This is a genomic window from Gardnerella sp. DNF01180P (assembly GCF_049244205.1).
In the GTDB taxonomy this organism is placed as follows: domain Bacteria; phylum Actinomycetota; class Actinomycetes; order Actinomycetales; family Bifidobacteriaceae; genus Bifidobacterium; species Bifidobacterium swidsinskii.
The window spans coordinates 850,561-866,936 of the sequence record NZ_CP058386.1 but is presented as its reverse complement, the minus strand read 5'-3'; the positions used below and the strand labels follow the sequence as shown (position 1 = coordinate 866,936).

Genomic DNA, 16,376 nt, shown 5'->3' with positions numbered 1-16,376 from the left:
TACGAGCAGAGCGACACACTCAGCGGTTCGCTATCTCCGTTCTGTCTGCGTGCTAGCACTTGTCAATCACGGACAGCTATCGCATGGGCGGAAGTAAATGCTAATCTTCGTCGTTTTACTCCTTGACTAGCAAACTTACCGCCTCAACATGCTACGTTTGTAGGTTTCACAGGAACTCCTATTGCCGAAACATATCAGACCTTTGGTCAGGAAATTGATAGATACACTATGGATCAGGCGGTCGCAGATGGACTAACTGTTTCTATTAAGTATCATCCTCGTATTGCCAAGGTGTTACTTGATAAGACCAAAGCTAAAGAAATTGAAAATTACTATAAAAAGTGTGCCGATGATGGTGCAACGTATGATGATATTGAAGCCAGTAAACGTGCAATGAGTTCTATGGAAGTTATCCTTGGCGAGCCTTCTCGCTTGGAGAGGCTTGCTATAGATATTCATGACCATTATATTTCATCTTGTGATAGTGACCCAGATAGAATTCAGAAAGCAATGATTGTCTGCTCTAGCAGAAAAATTGCATATTCACTTCTTTTGAAATTCAAGGATAAATATCCGGAATGGTTTGAAGAAAAGAAAACTCCTGACGGAGTTACTGCAACAGATGAAGAACTTAAAGAATTAAAGCCTATGCCATTTATGGCTATGGTATCGAGTGTTGGAAGTAATGATGAAGCTGAGATGTATAACTATCTTGGTGGAGTTAAAAATGATAAACGTTGCGAAGAACTGGATGCAGCCTTTAAACAGGAAAAGTCTAATTTCCATATTGTTATCGTAGTTGATATGTGGATTACGGGATTTGATGTTCCGTCACTTACATATTTATATAACGATAAGCCTTTGAAGAAGCACTTGCTGATTCAAACTATCAGTCGTGTAAACAGAAAATATCCCGGCAAAGAATATGGTATGGTTATCGACTATATTGGCATTCGCGATAATATGCGTGAGGCCATGAAGGTTTACGGTGGTGATACATCAGTTGCTCCCACATCGGATGACGTTGAGCAGGCTACCTCTGCATTCAGGGAGGAGATTGAAATACTTAAAGCACTGTTTACAGATTATGACTTAGCTCCATTCCTTAATACGAAATGTGACCCTGTTGAAAGATATAAATTACTTTCCAAAGCGGCTGAGTATGTCTTTACATCAGCACAGGTCTTGCAGACAGAAGGAAACGGAAAAACTAATCAGGTCTCATTTAAGACATATTTCTTAAAGTCTGTTAAGAGAATGAGAAGTGCTTTTGATATTTGCCAACCTTCTGGAAATCTGGGCGAAGAAGAATCTGCGCTTGCACAGTGCTTTATGGCTATAGCAGGCTTCGTTCGTAAAATGAGTGGAACCAGCGATGTTGATGCTGAAACTATGAATCTTGTGGTATCAAAGATGGTTGAAGAGGCATTAAAATACAATAAGGTAGAAAGTGTTCTTGAAAGTGGCGAGGAAGAAGATATCTTCTCTCCTGAATACTTTGAAAAATTATCAGATGTAGAAATGCCTGCTACAAAGTTAGAATTACTTATCAAAATGCTCCGTAAGCAAATAAAGGAATATGGCAGGGTTAACCAATTAGCAGCGAAATCTTTCCAAGAAATGATTGAAAAGACTATTGATGAGTACCATGAAAGACGTAAGCACCTTACTGCTGAAGAAGCCGGGGCAACACAGGAAGCTGCCTCAGAAGATATTATTAAGGCTGCAACTGAACAAGCTTTAGTGATACTTCGTCAGATGAACGAAAATCGTGAGAGTTTCCGTAAAATAGGATTAACCTTTGAAGAAAAGGCATTCTATGATATTTTGATTGCTCTTCGTGACCAGTATAAGTTTGAATATGGCATTGACAAAGAAGTTAACGGTGTTGTGATAAACGATAAATGCAAGACACTTGCTAAAAAAGTTAAGGAAATAATAGATACCGAGTCTTCATTTGTGGACTGGCTCAACAATCAGAATGTGCGTAATCAGTTAAAATTGAAGATAAAGATTTGTTTGGTTAAGAACGGCTATCCGCCACAGTATAGTCCTGAAGTGTTCACAAAGGTGATGGAGCAGGTAGAAAATTTTGAGGAGCATTCTGAAACAACTTCAGAAAGTTAGATTATTCCTTTTCCTTATTGCTTCTATGTGAAGAACTATGATGTTTGCTGAGAATAGTGCCCTATATGGTAGAAAGAAGGATGGTGAATAACATGGGAAGTATTGTTTTAGAATTACAGAATGAAATTGTGTCATCAAATTGCGATGTTGTTAATATATTACGCAAAGCACATTTGATTGCATCAAAATTAAAGCTTGCTGATTTTGATCAATGGATTCAACACGAATTAAATGGTTATCCTGACCCAGAATCTTGCCCTGAGTATAGAAAGGTTCGTGGAAGTTTAAAAACTTTCAATCCTTATCGCGGTTGGATTCCAACCTCAATACAGGATAATGAATACGAAAAAAAGATTTGTGAAAGAAAGTTAGTAAATTCAATTTCTGAAATCATTTCTTTATGTCAGTCCTCAGGAAATGTATTAACTTTAGATTTTTCAGGCGAACAACTTGCATTGTTTGATAAAATGGCTGATTCGCTACTTCCAATGGATTATGCATTACATGTACCTACAACTGCAGTTAAAGACATTGAAGAAAAAGTCAAAAATACTATTTTAGAATGGACATTGAAATTAGAATCGGAAGGTATTGTAGGGGAAAATATGGTTTTCTCTGAGACTGAAAAAGAATCCGCAGTGAACATGCCGCAAACCGTGAATAATTATTACGGGAATACAAGTGTGATCAATTCGCCATCCGATAATGTACAGATAGTGTCTGGAAGTGAGAATACAGTTACATTTTCCTATGATAAAGTTAAGGATGTAGTTGATGCCGTTGAAAAAAGTATTAGTGAATCTGATTTATCAAAAGAGGATATAGAAACCGCAACAGAATTATTAGCTGACATCAAATTAAAAATTGAAGAAGAGAAGAAACCGCATATTTTAAAATCAGCATTGGTTGGACTAAAAGACTTTTTAATTAATACAGGTGCCAGCGTTACTGCAGTGTTAATACAAGCTCAAATACAAGGTTTGTTCTAAAAATCTCAAATACTATTTCGGTATCTGAGTATAAGAAAACGGCCACACAGAGTATCTCTACTCTTGTATGGTCGTTTTATTTCTTATGTTCCCGCTTAAAGGCTTTCAGTTGGTTTTCTTTTAATCCCTTACTGAACACTCCTTTTGCACCTGGCTTTGTATGTGTATTTTACGCAGAAGGAGAGAGAGTTTATTATGGGTAACAATAGTTCGAAAGAAGAGTTAAATACTGAAATAAAAAATGCTGGAAAAGCATATTCTGAGATAGAAACATTGAATAAGGATTTAAGTAAATTTAAAACAAATCAAAATCAAATTAACATGCATAGAGGTAGAGGTAAATTCAAAAATTTATATTGGTGGGTAATAGATCTAGAAAATGAAGTGGATATTTACAGGATTAAATATAACAAAATTTTTTTAATGCCATATACTTTTGGACTTACAGAAGATGATTTAAATACAAATACAAGTACGGATATAATAGATTTGAGAAATTATGAAGAAAATGATGAGTTATCTGATGAAGAAGGTAATAATTTATTTTATCGCATAAGTAAACAAAAAAATTATAAAAAAGCTAAAATACATTCTAACAATTATAACGTAGATATAACTACAGGTAATTTTCACCCACATGATGCTTTGAAGGGAGTAATAAAAGGGGAAAAAATTAAACAAATCATGCTAGTAAGAAATACCTTAAGAAATACATATAAAAATCAATCTCACTACGGAGTTTTATGCGAAAAAAACAATTGCCCTAAAGGCGAAGAAAAAAATTTCATAGTTTTAAGAGATGAAGCCAATGAATTCTACTACATTCCTAAAAAATGCATAAAACTAGTAAAAGAAAACGAAGAACTTGGAAAAGCACTTATTGATTTTTTAAATTCCATAGGAGTTGAATAAATAATATTACTTAGAACTAAGAAATAGTTATCAGATGTAAATGTGATGTGACCCCAAAAAGTTAGACTTTTGTGCTTGAAAAAATAGGGGGGTATTTGATAATTTTACGTAAGAAAATAAGTAAAGCAGCTATAGGCTATAAGAAAAAATAATATTTGTATATCCCTATTTTTCATATTCGTGTATAACACGTTTTATAAGAGCTTCTTTACCGGGGCCTGGTTCAATCATTGATAAGAAATGACGGGATGAAATTGTTGTAAGCAGATCAATTAGATATCTCACGCTTTCGTCAGGCCCAAGAATAGTATCTTCTTTACCAATATGTTTAAGGATGTAATGCTTGTAGTATTTAGCCGTACTATTAGGTTTCCAACCATTTTCTTTTAGTTCATTGTATAATTTGTCAAGATCTAAAGTAATGGTGACCGTTTTAGGTAAATTAATGTTTTCATTCTTATCCATAAATTTGTACCTCCTATTGCTGATAACATACTTCAATGTAGAAACAAAGGCAACAAAATTAAAAAGTGGTAGGTAAAAATCTCCAAAGACCTATTATACGCTACGCAAAAAGACTGTATAAAGCTTCAGGATAAAGAAATTTTCAGATCTCAGGAATGGTTGACATACCACATATTGATGCTCCAAATTATATTGTTGTGTCTAGTGGTCTTGTGCCGTTTTCTCAAAGGCAGTGTAGCTGTGATAAGCAAGACTTTGTTTGCTTTTACGAGCATGACATAAAGTTTAGAGATATTTTGACGCATACGGAAGATTACTTGATGTTAACACGTGGATGTCGTTGTTAACTAGTAAAGGTAATCTAGACAGACCTAGCTTGAAAAAGTTTAAAGAATTATTCCCTAATCAAACGAAATTACGCATACGATTCTCGCTGAATAATCTCAAACTAGACGATGATATGTTGAATATTCCGTTATTTATGGCTGATTACACGGATAAGCTTATAGAACTTGCGCTGAAAGAGAATAATTAAGAAAGAAAGATAATTAAGAAAAGGAACGATTAGAAGACATAGAAATAAACTAGTGCAAAAGTTAAAAAGAGTGTCAAATCCTACGAAACGTTACGACCAGCCTGGGGGGGGCTTCTAGGCTGGTTTCATTCCCAAAAATCAAGCTATTAAGCCAATCTTAAACCTTTTTGCGATATTTTCCTATCGTTAAAAGGTGCACCCAATATCCATAGTGTGCACTAAAAAGTGTGAATACGTTGCCAGTACTTTTCTATCCCAAATCGCGCATTAATTGTTTGAGTCGTTAACAATGTTTTCAATATTTCTGCCTGAGTAGAAGATACGAATAACTGTTACAGTCATTTGGTTTTCGTCTACTTGGTAAAAAACTGTGTAGTTATCGACTGAAACTCTGCGTATTCCCATAGAATGCCACGGCTCCCACTCTACAAGCTGATAGCGCATAGGCATAGTGTTAAGAGAACGGATAGCATTCTTAATGCGGTTGACTTGTTTTTCAGCTGTTTTTGGAACTTGTAATGTAAAGCGAATGTATTCGTATAGTTCTGTAAGATCAAGGAACGCTTGCGGAGAATAAATGACGCTATAGGTTGTGCTCATACGCCGTATTCCTTAGCGAAGAATTGTTCTACTTCATCTGCACTATATTGTTTGCCAGTCGAAAGTGAATCGATGCCTTTTTGTAATTCTGCATCCAGTTCGGCTCGAGTTAAATTACCTAAAGCAAGCGGTTTTTCTTGTGTATTAGTCGGCAGACGAAGTTCAAATGGCATGCCTTTTTGTAAAACGATTTGACTATAAAGCATTTGGATTGCTGAAGATGGAGTTATTCCAAGCTGGTTCAATATGCTTTCAGCGTTTTCTTTAAGATTTGTATCTATTCTTGCATATACAGCGTTTGTGTTTGTCATTGTGTTCGCATCCTTTCTGACCTTATTTTACAAAATAGTTGCAAGCATACGCAAGCAGATGAAAGCAAAAGTTTAACTACTATTCAGATTATAGCTTTCCGTTGTTGGTTTAGGTGTTTTTTGTTGGATGTGAATTAGGCGCATTGACGAACAAATAACGCGCTTTTGGTGGTCATGTGATTACAGAAACTGTTTGCTTTCTGTGTTATATGTTTCGCAAGTATCACGCTACTTGAGACTTTTGTTAACACGTTAAAAATTGCAGTGGGGTAGTACAAAAGAATTACATATCAGTTTTTTGTCTCAACAAATTCGTACGTACGTTGATTCTATTAAATACGTACGTTGTTTCTATTAAATTATTTTCATAATCTGTACGCACTTTTAAAGAGGAGAGTGTTTAGTTATGGGATCTTCAGTTACACAACGCATTAAGAGCATTAAACAACCTTATGGTGGATATTTGCCACGAAAAGATTTTGTTGAAGAATCATTAGGCGAAGGAATAGAAGACTTATATGATAAAGAGAACATTCACCCAAGTTTAGTTGGTATAGTAGTTGACTACATGACTCGTTTAATGTCTGGATCGAGTGCAATAGACGCGTTTAAAATTTCTTTACTGGGCGCAATGATTATAAACGAACACGATAATGCATCGAAACTTCTGTCCGACATTAAAGGACTTAGCGATGAAGATATAGTTAACGCCGTCAAACTTGTTGGATTCGACGTATGCTTTAGATATGATCCTATTGGATACAGGCCTTTTGATGAAATCAATCCCGATGAGCACACAATCCAAAACATTAGAGTTATGGTTCAACGCTCGCTTCATTTTCTTGAGTGTTATGACCCGAAGGTGCTTGACGGTTTTACGCTAGAGGGCGGTTACACCGATACGGTAAGTGCTGGCGATGGTGATTTTATAACAGCTGATACTTTGTGGGATCTCAAAGTTTCTAAAGAAAAGTTGGATAAGGATCAGACTCTTCAACTGCTTATGTATTGGCGTATGGGTTTGCATTCTATTCATCCAGAGTTTCAGAATATTAAGTACTTGGGTATTTATAATCCTCGCATGAATAAGGTCTATCGTATTGCTGTTGAAAACATATCCGAGGACGTTATACGCGAAGTTGAGAAAGATGTAATTGGGTATTAGGATCAGACGATTTTGCGTGCTTTAGGCTGTTGTTCGTACTTAGTGAAGACTATCGCTAAAAAGTTTAGTGCGCTGCGGCTTTAAGCTGGTTGATTCAGAAAGTAGTATGTAGCAATCGTTAAACACCGTTATTTTCTCAGTTCGTTAGCTGAGATATTAACGGCGTTTTGCGTTTTACCGTTACTTTCTCAGTTCGTTGACTGAGTTAGTAACGGTGTTTAGATCTTGGATTATGCCCCCAATAATATTCACCAGATTAGCTTTTGTTTTATAGGTTTGCTTATATTAAATTCATTCCTTAGTCATGCGAATATAGGATTTGAAGAGAATTTCCAAACGCTCGTCATTATTAGTGCAAGGCTTTGCAGAACCAAAAGCAACGTCTACTATTTTGTCTAGCTCATCGTGAGCTTTGCGCAAATCTGTTGGCATGTATGTTGGGTCATACAAATCTGCTAGAGATTGGCCTGGGTGATTCGCGCGCGCTTGTAGTACTGCTTTACCTGCTTCAATAACTTTTGCTCGCATATCACTTGTAAGCTCTGGAAGTGGAAGATTATTCCAAACGACTGTGTTGGAGAAGCTAGGGTCACTTTTTAATCTTCCACCAACAGCCTTTTGCCAAGTCATAAACATAGATGATTCAATAATTGCAAAATTAAATCCATCTGGGTCTATACATGTATAAACTTTGTCTCCAGCAATAATATTTGGCTCATATAAATCGCAAGTAGCATATTCGCGACGATTGGTAAATACGCGTGGAATAGCTAGATAATTTTTATCTGGTTGATTAATTCTTCCAAATATCCATCCAGTCTTAGCTTTAGTTCGCGTTTCTTCAGCAGTGCTTTCTTCACGCATTCTACAAACTTTTTCGATACGTTGAGCAATAAATTTTGATTCACGCATTTCATTTGGCTCAGCGTCTAAAAGCCACAAACACCAGCGTTCAATATTATTAATAAGTTCTTTACCCATGCGGAAAGGATGCACATATTTAGCAGCAATAGGGTCTTTCATTGCTTCATCATATTCTTCACGAGTATTAAGAATAAGATTACCGCCATCCGTTGGCTCAGAACCTCTATCTACTTTTTTAAGCATAAAGGAAAGAGGGCCTGCAGCCTGGCTACGTTTTTCAACAAAAATGTCATACCCCCCCCCACGAGATATGGATTTATGTGAGAAACTAAGGTTTTAGTAGGCTCACCATTAATTTTTTCGTAACTATATAAAACTGGTTGCAAAATCTTGTCACTTTGCTTATCCATACCAACAATCACAACATGCACATTTGCATTATCAGTAGATTGAGCATTCCAAGCAAACGTCTTATGTGCAAAACGAATACGCCAACCTTCAGAAAACAGCGGTTTGAATAATGCTGGCACAGGCTGACCTTGAGTGATACTATTAGTTGACACAAAAGCAAAAGCAGCATAACGATTATGAGCAAGATATAAGCTTGTTTTCCTATACCAACCAGTAGCGTAATCGAGATAACCGTTGTAATCTTTTCCCCACACAGCTTTCATGTCTTCAGTCTGGTTTACAGACTTCAAATATTGCCCCACAAACGGCGGATTTCCAATCACATACGAACATCTATCTGCAGAAAGCAAATCATTCCAGTCGTATTGCAAAGCATTTGCTCTAACAATATTCCCCGAATCATGCAAAGGAAGATGAGGTAAAGCGCATCCTGCAATACTTTCAGTATCGTCTAAAGCTTGCTGCTCAGCAATCCACAATGCAGTTTTAGCAACACACACAGCAAAATCGTTAATCTCAATGCCGTGGAACTGATCAATACTTACCTTTATAAGGCTATTGTTATCTCCTAAATCAACGTAACCTTGACCGCCAAGCATAAGCTCAATCGCTCTATTTTCAAGCTTTCTTAAGCAAAGAAATGTTTCAGTCAAAAAATTGCCTGAACCGCAAGCGGGGTCTAAAAACTGAAGGCTTGCAAGCTTATTCTGATACTTCTCGAGTTTATTTTTACGAACTTTTTCAGAAATTTTTTGATCAATTTCAATTTGAGTAAGCTCATTTGTTAAGTCGTCTAAAAATAGTGGATCAATAAGCCTGTGAATATTCTTCACAGTAGTGTAATGCATTCCGCCTTTTCGCCGCTGATCGTGACTTAGCGTTTCTTCCATCAAAGAGCCAAAAATAACAGGGCTGATTGTATGCCAATCAAAATCATCTCCAGCATGAAGAATAGCGTCTTTAATTGGCTCAGTGAGTTGAGGAATTTCAATATTTTCACGGAACAATCCACCATTTACGTATGGGAACTGTTGTAACTCATTTTCAAGATACTTATCTCTATCTTTTTCTTTAGTATCAAGAGTATTAAATAAATCAATAAGTTTCCTACGAAGATCGCTAGCTTGCACATTATGAATATAATTACTGAAAATATGATTCGTGAACAAGTTTGCATCTTCAGCATATAAGCAAAACACTATACGAACAGTTAGCAATGCTAAAGAATGATGTTCTTCTTCGCTATCCGGATCTGCATACTGTTTCGCTAGCTCATTGTGTAAATTAGCTACTAACAATCCGGCTTTTTCAGAAAGCTGTTTTTCAATATAGTTACGCGAACGATTCTCGCTAAAAATATTACGGAATACTGTTAAATGTTCAGCAAGCTTATTTAACGTAAACTCTTCAACTGGTGACTTTTGTGCTCTAGGATCTTTCTCAAGATCATAAAAACGAAAAGTGTTGAAATTACAGGTACAAATAAAAGTAGGTTTTTTACTAGGCGGAAGATTGTCGGAATATCTCACAGCTTGCTCAGCTGGAGTAACAGAATCACCTTGACGTTCTTCAGGCTTATCAAGATCAACATTCTTACTTTTTTGCTCAACAAGAAAACGAGAATCAGGGCACAACATGTCAATGTACCCACGGTTAGCAGTACGATACTCAAACTCGGTATTGCTTATTGCGTCTGGAACACCCAAAACATTTTGCATAAGGTCAAGCCAAAACTTCTGTGTTTCCTGCTTTTCGTCGCCACGACCTTGCCAGTGCTCAATAAACTCGGCTGCCTTCTTGTGTTGATCCGCAATATTCATGCGTCTATTATCCAACCTGCTAGGGATTATACATGTTTTTATTGCTCAATTTGTACATAATAACAACTCAACATCTGTGTATAATAAGCCAACATCTACGTACAACAACTCAATATTTGCGTATCAAAACTGTTTCATTACGCAACAATTTTGATACACTTGCGTGCCAACTCTATAAATTAGATTTGATATACAAACAAGGTCAATGTTGTGCAATAATGCAATATTTACTAATATCCTTTATAGGAGTCTTCCTGCGTTGAAAGTCGGCTCCATGCCGTCGGTTGATTTACTCACCTTAGGCGTTGTGTGGGCTCCTTTATTTTTTTGATTTTCAACCATCAATACTCTGTATGCCAGTTTGTATTTTATGTAATAGTATTTTCAAATTTTGTGTTTATAATCTTATAACTCAATTTTTTAGAATACCTAACATTGTAAGGATTAGATAAAGAATAATTTGCATAAATGATTAGAATGTAAATGATTCTAAAAAATATTGCAATTGAAAAAGTAGGGAGAAAGCATATGAGCTACGTTGCGGATAAACCTATTGAAAAAGCTGATGAAGATTTGTTGGGAAGATCTGATTTTGCTAAACAATTTGGAAAATCGATTTGTGAATATGATAGCAAAGATGGTCTTGTAATCGGTTTGTATGGAAAGTGGGGTAGTGGCAAGACATCTATTATAAATATGGCAATATCTGAGATTCCAGTAGCTAAATCAGAGAAGAAAAAATGGTATTCAAAAGTATACAAAAGAATCAAAAAAAATTTTACTTCACAAAAATCTGCAGAAGAAGATCAATGTCACTATCCAATAATTATAAGATTTTCGCCATGGAATTATTCAGATAAAAACAATTTGATTAGTTTATTTTTCTATGAATTGAAGAATAAACTAGGTGTAGCTAAAGGCGAAGAGAATAAAGAAAAAATCGGAAAGGCTATAAGTCAATATTCCTATATTATTGACGCTTTGCCATCTATTCCAGTAGCTGGGACTGCAATCGCTCATATACTGAAAACTATATTCAAAGCAGCAGGATCTAAATTAATGAAAACGCCTAGTTTGGATGAAGCTAAAGAAAAACTGTGTAAAACGCTAGAAGATTTTAACCACAAAATAATTGTTTTTATTGATGATATAGATAGATTGACTACTCCTCAAATTAAAGATATTTTCCAATTGGTTAAACAAGTAGGCGATTTTCCAAACATAATTTATGTTCTTACAATGGATAGGGAAATTGTTTGCAATGCTTTGTCTGAATATCACAATATTGATGGAGATGAATATTTAAAGAAAATTGTTCAAGTTTCTTTTGAAGTTCCTGAAATTGATAAATCACTATTGCCTGAAATATTAAAAAGTAGACTCAATAAAATTGTATACAAAAATGATTGCGAAGAAGAATTTGAAAACAATGATTATTTTGAAAAAGTGCTTGAAAATTGCGTGAATCCATATATCAAAAATATAAGAGATACTAATAGGTTGCTAAATTCTTTCCAATTCAAATATACCGCTTTATGGAAAGAAACATCATTTGTTGATTTATTAGCTATTACTGCAATAGAAATCTTCGAGCCGAAGTTATATGAATGGATTATTAATAATGCAATCTATGTATATGGGCCACAATCATATAACGATTTAAATAAATATGAAGAAAGAACTTATGAATACTATAAAAATGAATTTAAACAGCTGGGTTTAAATCCAGAATCATCTATGCAGATTATTATATTAATGTTTCCTACATTTGCTAGATTGATTCATTACAATGGTGAATATTCTCATTCAAGCAATCTGCAACTTTTAAGATATAATCGCATCGCGTCTGTTGAAAAATTTAGTTTATATTTTATGTTCGATATAGGTAGAATTAAGGTTTCAAGAGAGAAAATTTATGATTGCTTGTATAAATATGACAAAGATCTTTTAATTAGTACTGTTAAAAATATTAATTCACAAGGCAACCTTGACTATTTGTTAAGAAGCATGGAGTCATTGTTTGATAAAGAACATTATGAGCGTTTTAAGTTCGTTGTATTTACGCTTATAAATTTGTATGGAGAATTTGTAAATAAAGCAACAGAAATAAATAATATAAATAATATTTCTGATTCAGTATCTGAATTTGTACTCTATTTTATTCAAACATTAGACTCTGAATATGAACGTTATGAAATAATTTATTCTATTCTTAAAAATTCCAATAAATCTAATCTTGGACTTATTGCAGATATTCTTAGTCGAGAAGAAATGGCATTTGGGAGATTTAATAAAACCGAGCGTAAGGATTTGCATTTAGTTAGCTTAAAGCATTTAGAATCTCTCGAAAAAATTTATATTGATAAAATTAAACTCATTGCAAAATCTGAAAATATGATAAATATGCGAGTATTTAACATAGTATTTTATTTGTGGGAAGATCTTGATAAAGAAGGAGCTGAAAATTATGTTAAAAAACTATTTAACGATAAAGTGAGTAAACTTAAATTTATATGCACTAAAGCATATTTCTTCAGTGGTTCGAATGGTTATGGATGGGATTTTAATTTAAAAAGTTACTCAAATTATATTTCTAGAGAAAATCTTTACAATGGAATTAAAGATTCCGTTAAAAATCATTTAGATGAATTTACTAAAGAAGAGCAAATAAAATTAGCGTCGTTTGTACTGAATTATGAAAATAATAATAACGACTTTAACCATGTTTCTGAGGGAGAAGCTCTGCAACTCATAGAAAAGTGGAAATCTGAAAGTAACTTAACAAAATAATAAATCATATTGGACGTTAATCGCACTGCAGTTAGTGCCCAATATTTTTTTGTCGCTATAATCTAACCGCAAAGTATTTAAAACCGCTCGCACCCGCGTATCAAAACTGTTTCCTTAACGCAACAATTTTGATACACTTGCGTTATATCTATTTTTGTGAATGATACTCTTCTTACGCATTAAACATCTACATCTGCTTTACTTTTGTAAGAGTTATACCACTTTGAACAATTTTAAATTTATACTACAAACGGATTAACCGAATGCGTACAAGATCTAGATTAAAGGAATCACAATAACAATGCCGTTGATGTATAATCGCTTTTGATAGGCTTTCCTGCATGCGCGGGGGTGATCCTTCTGTGTTTCGTGTTCTATCGTCTTTCTCGCATTGGCGAGGCAATTATTGGGGCTTCAAATGCATGCAATACGTTTGAAGCCCTAATTAGTTTAGTAACGAATATGCAACACAATCTTTCTTAAAGCTCTTATTGAGAGTATATTTACCATTATTTAGTAATCATTGTGGATTAAGGGGATAGTAGGTATGAGTTGTAATCATATTGTTAATCCTGCATTATGGGGTAAAAAGAGAGAAGCTAATGGAGTAATGCAATGGCTTCCTCTTGCTCAACATCTTGAGGATACTAGAAATGTTATTGGTCAATTATGGAATCACTGGCTTAGTGATGGTCAGCGAAGATTGATTGAATCATCATTAAGTAAACGAGTTGATGCGAAAAAATTATCTCAATTTTTAGGGTGTGTTCATGATATTGGTAAAGCTACTCCCGTTTTTCAGTTTCGAAAGTCGTCTTCAAATTCAGAAGATTTAGATATTGCGTTAAAAAATAAGTTAGCTACTGTTGGTTTTACAAATATTGATTATTTTATTGATAAGCCAGAAGGTTGGTATAATAGTCATCACACTATAACTGGTCAATTTATTCTTTCTAATGCTGGAGTTCCTGAAGGAATTTGTGCAATTGTTGGAGCTCATCATGGTAAACCTTTAGATAATGATTCTGTTTGTAAAAGTAATAAGTCTAAATATCCTGACAATTACTATCAAAGTGAAACTGAGAGTGAAAATAGTAAATTATGGAAAAAGTTGCAGAATGATATTTTGGTTTGGGCTTTAGAAAGAAATGATTTTTCTAATGTAGATGATCTTCCTGAAATAAGTGAGCCAGCACAAGTTTTGTTGTGTGGATTAGTAATTATGGCTGATTGGATTACTAGTAATGAACACTATTTTCCGCTTATTTCAATAGAAAAAGATTTGATTGAAAATCAGGAAGAAAGATATAGAAAAGGTTGGGAAAAGTGGTTGCAACATGGTTCTAAAGACGTATGGGAATCATTAAATTGCTATAGTGATGTTTCGCAAACATACAAACATCGTTTTGGTTTCTTGCCAAATAATATTCAGTCAGCGTTGTATGATGCTATTTCTCAGTCTAAAGAGCCTGGAATTTTTATTCTTGAATCTGCAATGGGATCGGGGAAAACAGAAGCCTCTTTAATTGCTGCTGAGCAATTAGCAAATCTAACCGGAAGAAGCGGAGTATTCTTCGGTCTTCCTACTCAAGCAACTTCTAATGGAATGTTTAGGCGAGTTGAGGATTGGCTTAAAAGTGTGAATAGTGATTTTCAGGGTGAGATTGGTTTACGTTTAGTTCATGGTAAAGCTGAACTGAATGCAGATTATGCGCATTTGCCGTATGGAATGCAAAATATGAATGATGGTTGTGAGAGTAGATTTAGTAATAATGATGTAAATAATAATGGAGTAATACTTAATGATTGGTTTACTGGGCGAAAAACCGCAATGTTGGATGACTTTGTGGTTGGTACAGTAGACCAATTTTTGTTAGCTTCATTAAAGCAAAAACATCTTATGCTTCGTCATTTGGGTTTAAGTAAAAAAGTTGTAATTATTGACGAAGTGCACGCTTATGACGCTTATATGAATAAGTATCTTGAAGAATCTCTTATTTGGATGTCAGCATACGGTGTTCCTGTAGTGTTACTTTCTGCTACTTTACCTGCTAAGCGTAGAAAAGAACTTATAAAAGCTTATATGTGTGGGTTGTTTGGGTTTAATTGGAGAGAATGTGATAAATCTAATGTTGATTTTGAAACAAATAATTATCCTTTAATCACTTACAGTGATAAAAACTGTGTAAAACAAAAATTTATTGAAAATGATGTTAGTGATAATAAATCTATTTCTGTAAGAAAAATAACAGACGATAACTTACATGAATCACTTGTTAATGAGCTTAAATCTTTGCTAAACAATGGCGGTATTGCTGGGATTATAGTAAACACCGTTAAAAGAGCTCAGGAAATTTATAATGCCTGCGTTGATGAGTTTAGTGATTACGAAGTTATAGTTATTCATTCGCAATTTATTGCTACAGATAGAGTTAGAAAAGAACAACAGATTTGCAATATGATTGGCAAGAATGCTCATAGACCTGCTCGTGCAATAATTATCGGTACGCAAGTATTAGAGCAGTCGCTTGATATTGATTTTGATGTTTTGTTTACTGATCTTGCTCCTATAGATTTATTACTTCAGCGTGCTGGTAGATTACACAGGCATACGATAGAACGCCCAGAAAATTTCACAGAGCCAATTTTATATGTGTTGGGAACCAGTGATCGTTATGAATTTGATAAAGGTTCAGAGTCTATTTACAGCAAATATTTACTTATGAGAACCCAATACTATTTGCCAGATGTTATAAACATGCCTAAAGATATTTCTCGATTAGTGCAAATAGTTTATGGCGATAATCCTTTAGAGTTACAAGAAGATTTGAAAGATGTGTATGCTGTTGCAAAAAGAGAACACGATTCAGTAAGAAATAGTAATGAAAGTGCTGCAAAAACATATAGAATTGAAAATCCAGAATCAGAAATTGGTGAAAGATCTATTGTCGGCTTGTTGAAGAATCCAATTACAAATGAATCTGATGAATTTGCATGTGCTCAAGTTCGCAATAGTGGTGAATCTATAGAAGTTATTGCTGTGAAAAAAGTTGGGTTTGGTTATGGAACTTTCCATGATTGTGAAGATATTTCACAAAATATTGATGATGCGGAAGTTGCAATGAAACTTGCTCAAGAAACAGTAGGATTGCCGTGGATGTTTACACTAAACAGCAATCGTGTTGATGAAACGATTAACGAACTGGAAAGAATACGCAAACAAAATCAATTCAAAGACTGGGATAATCAGCCTTGGTTGCGAGGTTCTTTGGTGCTTCTATTCGATGAAAATAATATTTGCGAATTATCGAAATACAGAGTTGCATATTCTGAGAAAAGTGGTATTGTGTGTATTAAGAGTTCAAAAGAAGACAGAAAGGAATAAAG

General features: G+C 34.6%; 9 protein-coding genes and 2 pseudogenes. 7 read left to right on the top strand and 4 right to left on the bottom strand.

Annotated elements, in window-relative coordinates; translation table 11 throughout:
- Positions 1-180 precede the first annotated feature (180 nt).
- From HXT40_RS03325 to HXT40_RS03315, 3 genes are all read left to right on the top strand, one after another.
- Positions 181-2,127: a type I restriction enzyme endonuclease domain-containing protein gene (locus HXT40_RS03325; protein ID WP_225791482.1), complete on the top strand. Its 1,947-nt coding sequence runs from the start codon at positions 181-183 to the stop codon at positions 2,125-2,127.
- 65 nt (positions 2,128-2,192) lie between these two features.
- Complete coding sequence (locus HXT40_RS03320) at positions 2,193-3,116, top strand: hypothetical protein (protein ID WP_020757464.1); 924 nt, start codon at positions 2,193-2,195, stop codon at positions 3,114-3,116.
- A gap of 195 nt (positions 3,117-3,311) precedes the next feature.
- A complete protein-coding gene (locus HXT40_RS03315) occupies positions 3,312-4,028 on the top strand; it encodes a hypothetical protein (protein WP_421777153.1) in 717 nt (238 codons plus the stop codon).
- Between the two features lie 165 nt (positions 4,029-4,193).
- On the opposite strand, the gene HXT40_RS03310 is transcribed toward HXT40_RS03315, so the two are convergent.
- Positions 4,194-4,493: a hypothetical protein gene (locus tag HXT40_RS03310; RefSeq protein ID WP_410310400.1), complete on the bottom strand. Its 300-nt coding sequence runs from the start codon at positions 4,491-4,493 to the stop codon at positions 4,194-4,196.
- 367 nt (positions 4,494-4,860) lie between these two features.
- Between HXT40_RS03310 and HXT40_RS03305 the strand changes: the two are divergent.
- Positions 4,861-5,028: pseudogene (locus HXT40_RS03305) on the top strand (ATPase); the annotation flags it as partial.
- A gap of 267 nt (positions 5,029-5,295) precedes the next feature.
- On the opposite strand, the gene HXT40_RS03300 reads toward HXT40_RS03305, so the two are convergent.
- Both HXT40_RS03300 and HXT40_RS03295 read right to left on the bottom strand, forming a co-directional pair.
- Positions 5,296-5,628 carry a type II toxin-antitoxin system RelE/ParE family toxin gene (locus HXT40_RS03300; RefSeq protein WP_012914160.1) on the bottom strand — a complete coding sequence of 111 codons (333 nt, stop codon included), beginning with the start codon at positions 5,626-5,628 and terminating at the stop codon, positions 5,296-5,298.
- Positions 5,625-5,939: a type II toxin-antitoxin system RelB/DinJ family antitoxin gene (locus HXT40_RS03295; protein ID WP_012914161.1), complete on the bottom strand. Its 315-nt coding sequence runs from the start codon at positions 5,937-5,939 to the stop codon at positions 5,625-5,627. The genes HXT40_RS03300 and HXT40_RS03295 overlap by 4 nt, the downstream gene beginning before the upstream one ends.
- Before the next feature lie 406 nt (positions 5,940-6,345).
- On the opposite strand from HXT40_RS03295, the gene HXT40_RS03290 reads away from it, so the two are divergent.
- Complete coding sequence (locus tag HXT40_RS03290; RefSeq protein ID WP_116440409.1) at positions 6,346-7,104, top strand: hypothetical protein; 759 nt, start codon at positions 6,346-6,348, stop codon at positions 7,102-7,104.
- A gap of 291 nt (positions 7,105-7,395) precedes the next feature.
- On the opposite strand, the pseudogene HXT40_RS03285 reads toward HXT40_RS03290, so the two are convergent.
- Positions 7,396-10,193 (bottom strand): annotated as a pseudogene (locus tag HXT40_RS03285) (DNA methyltransferase).
- A gap of 534 nt (positions 10,194-10,727) precedes the next feature.
- On the opposite strand from HXT40_RS03285, the gene HXT40_RS03280 reads away from it, so the two are divergent.
- Positions 10,728-12,989, top strand: a complete 2,262-nt coding sequence (locus HXT40_RS03280; protein ID WP_116440411.1) for a KAP family P-loop NTPase fold protein — start codon at positions 10,728-10,730, stop codon at positions 12,987-12,989.
- A gap of 547 nt (positions 12,990-13,536) precedes the next feature.
- Positions 13,537-16,374: a CRISPR-associated helicase Cas3' gene (cas3, locus tag HXT40_RS03275; RefSeq protein ID WP_116440412.1), complete on the top strand. Its 2,838-nt coding sequence runs from the start codon at positions 13,537-13,539 to the stop codon at positions 16,372-16,374.
- Positions 16,375-16,376 lie beyond the last annotated feature (2 nt).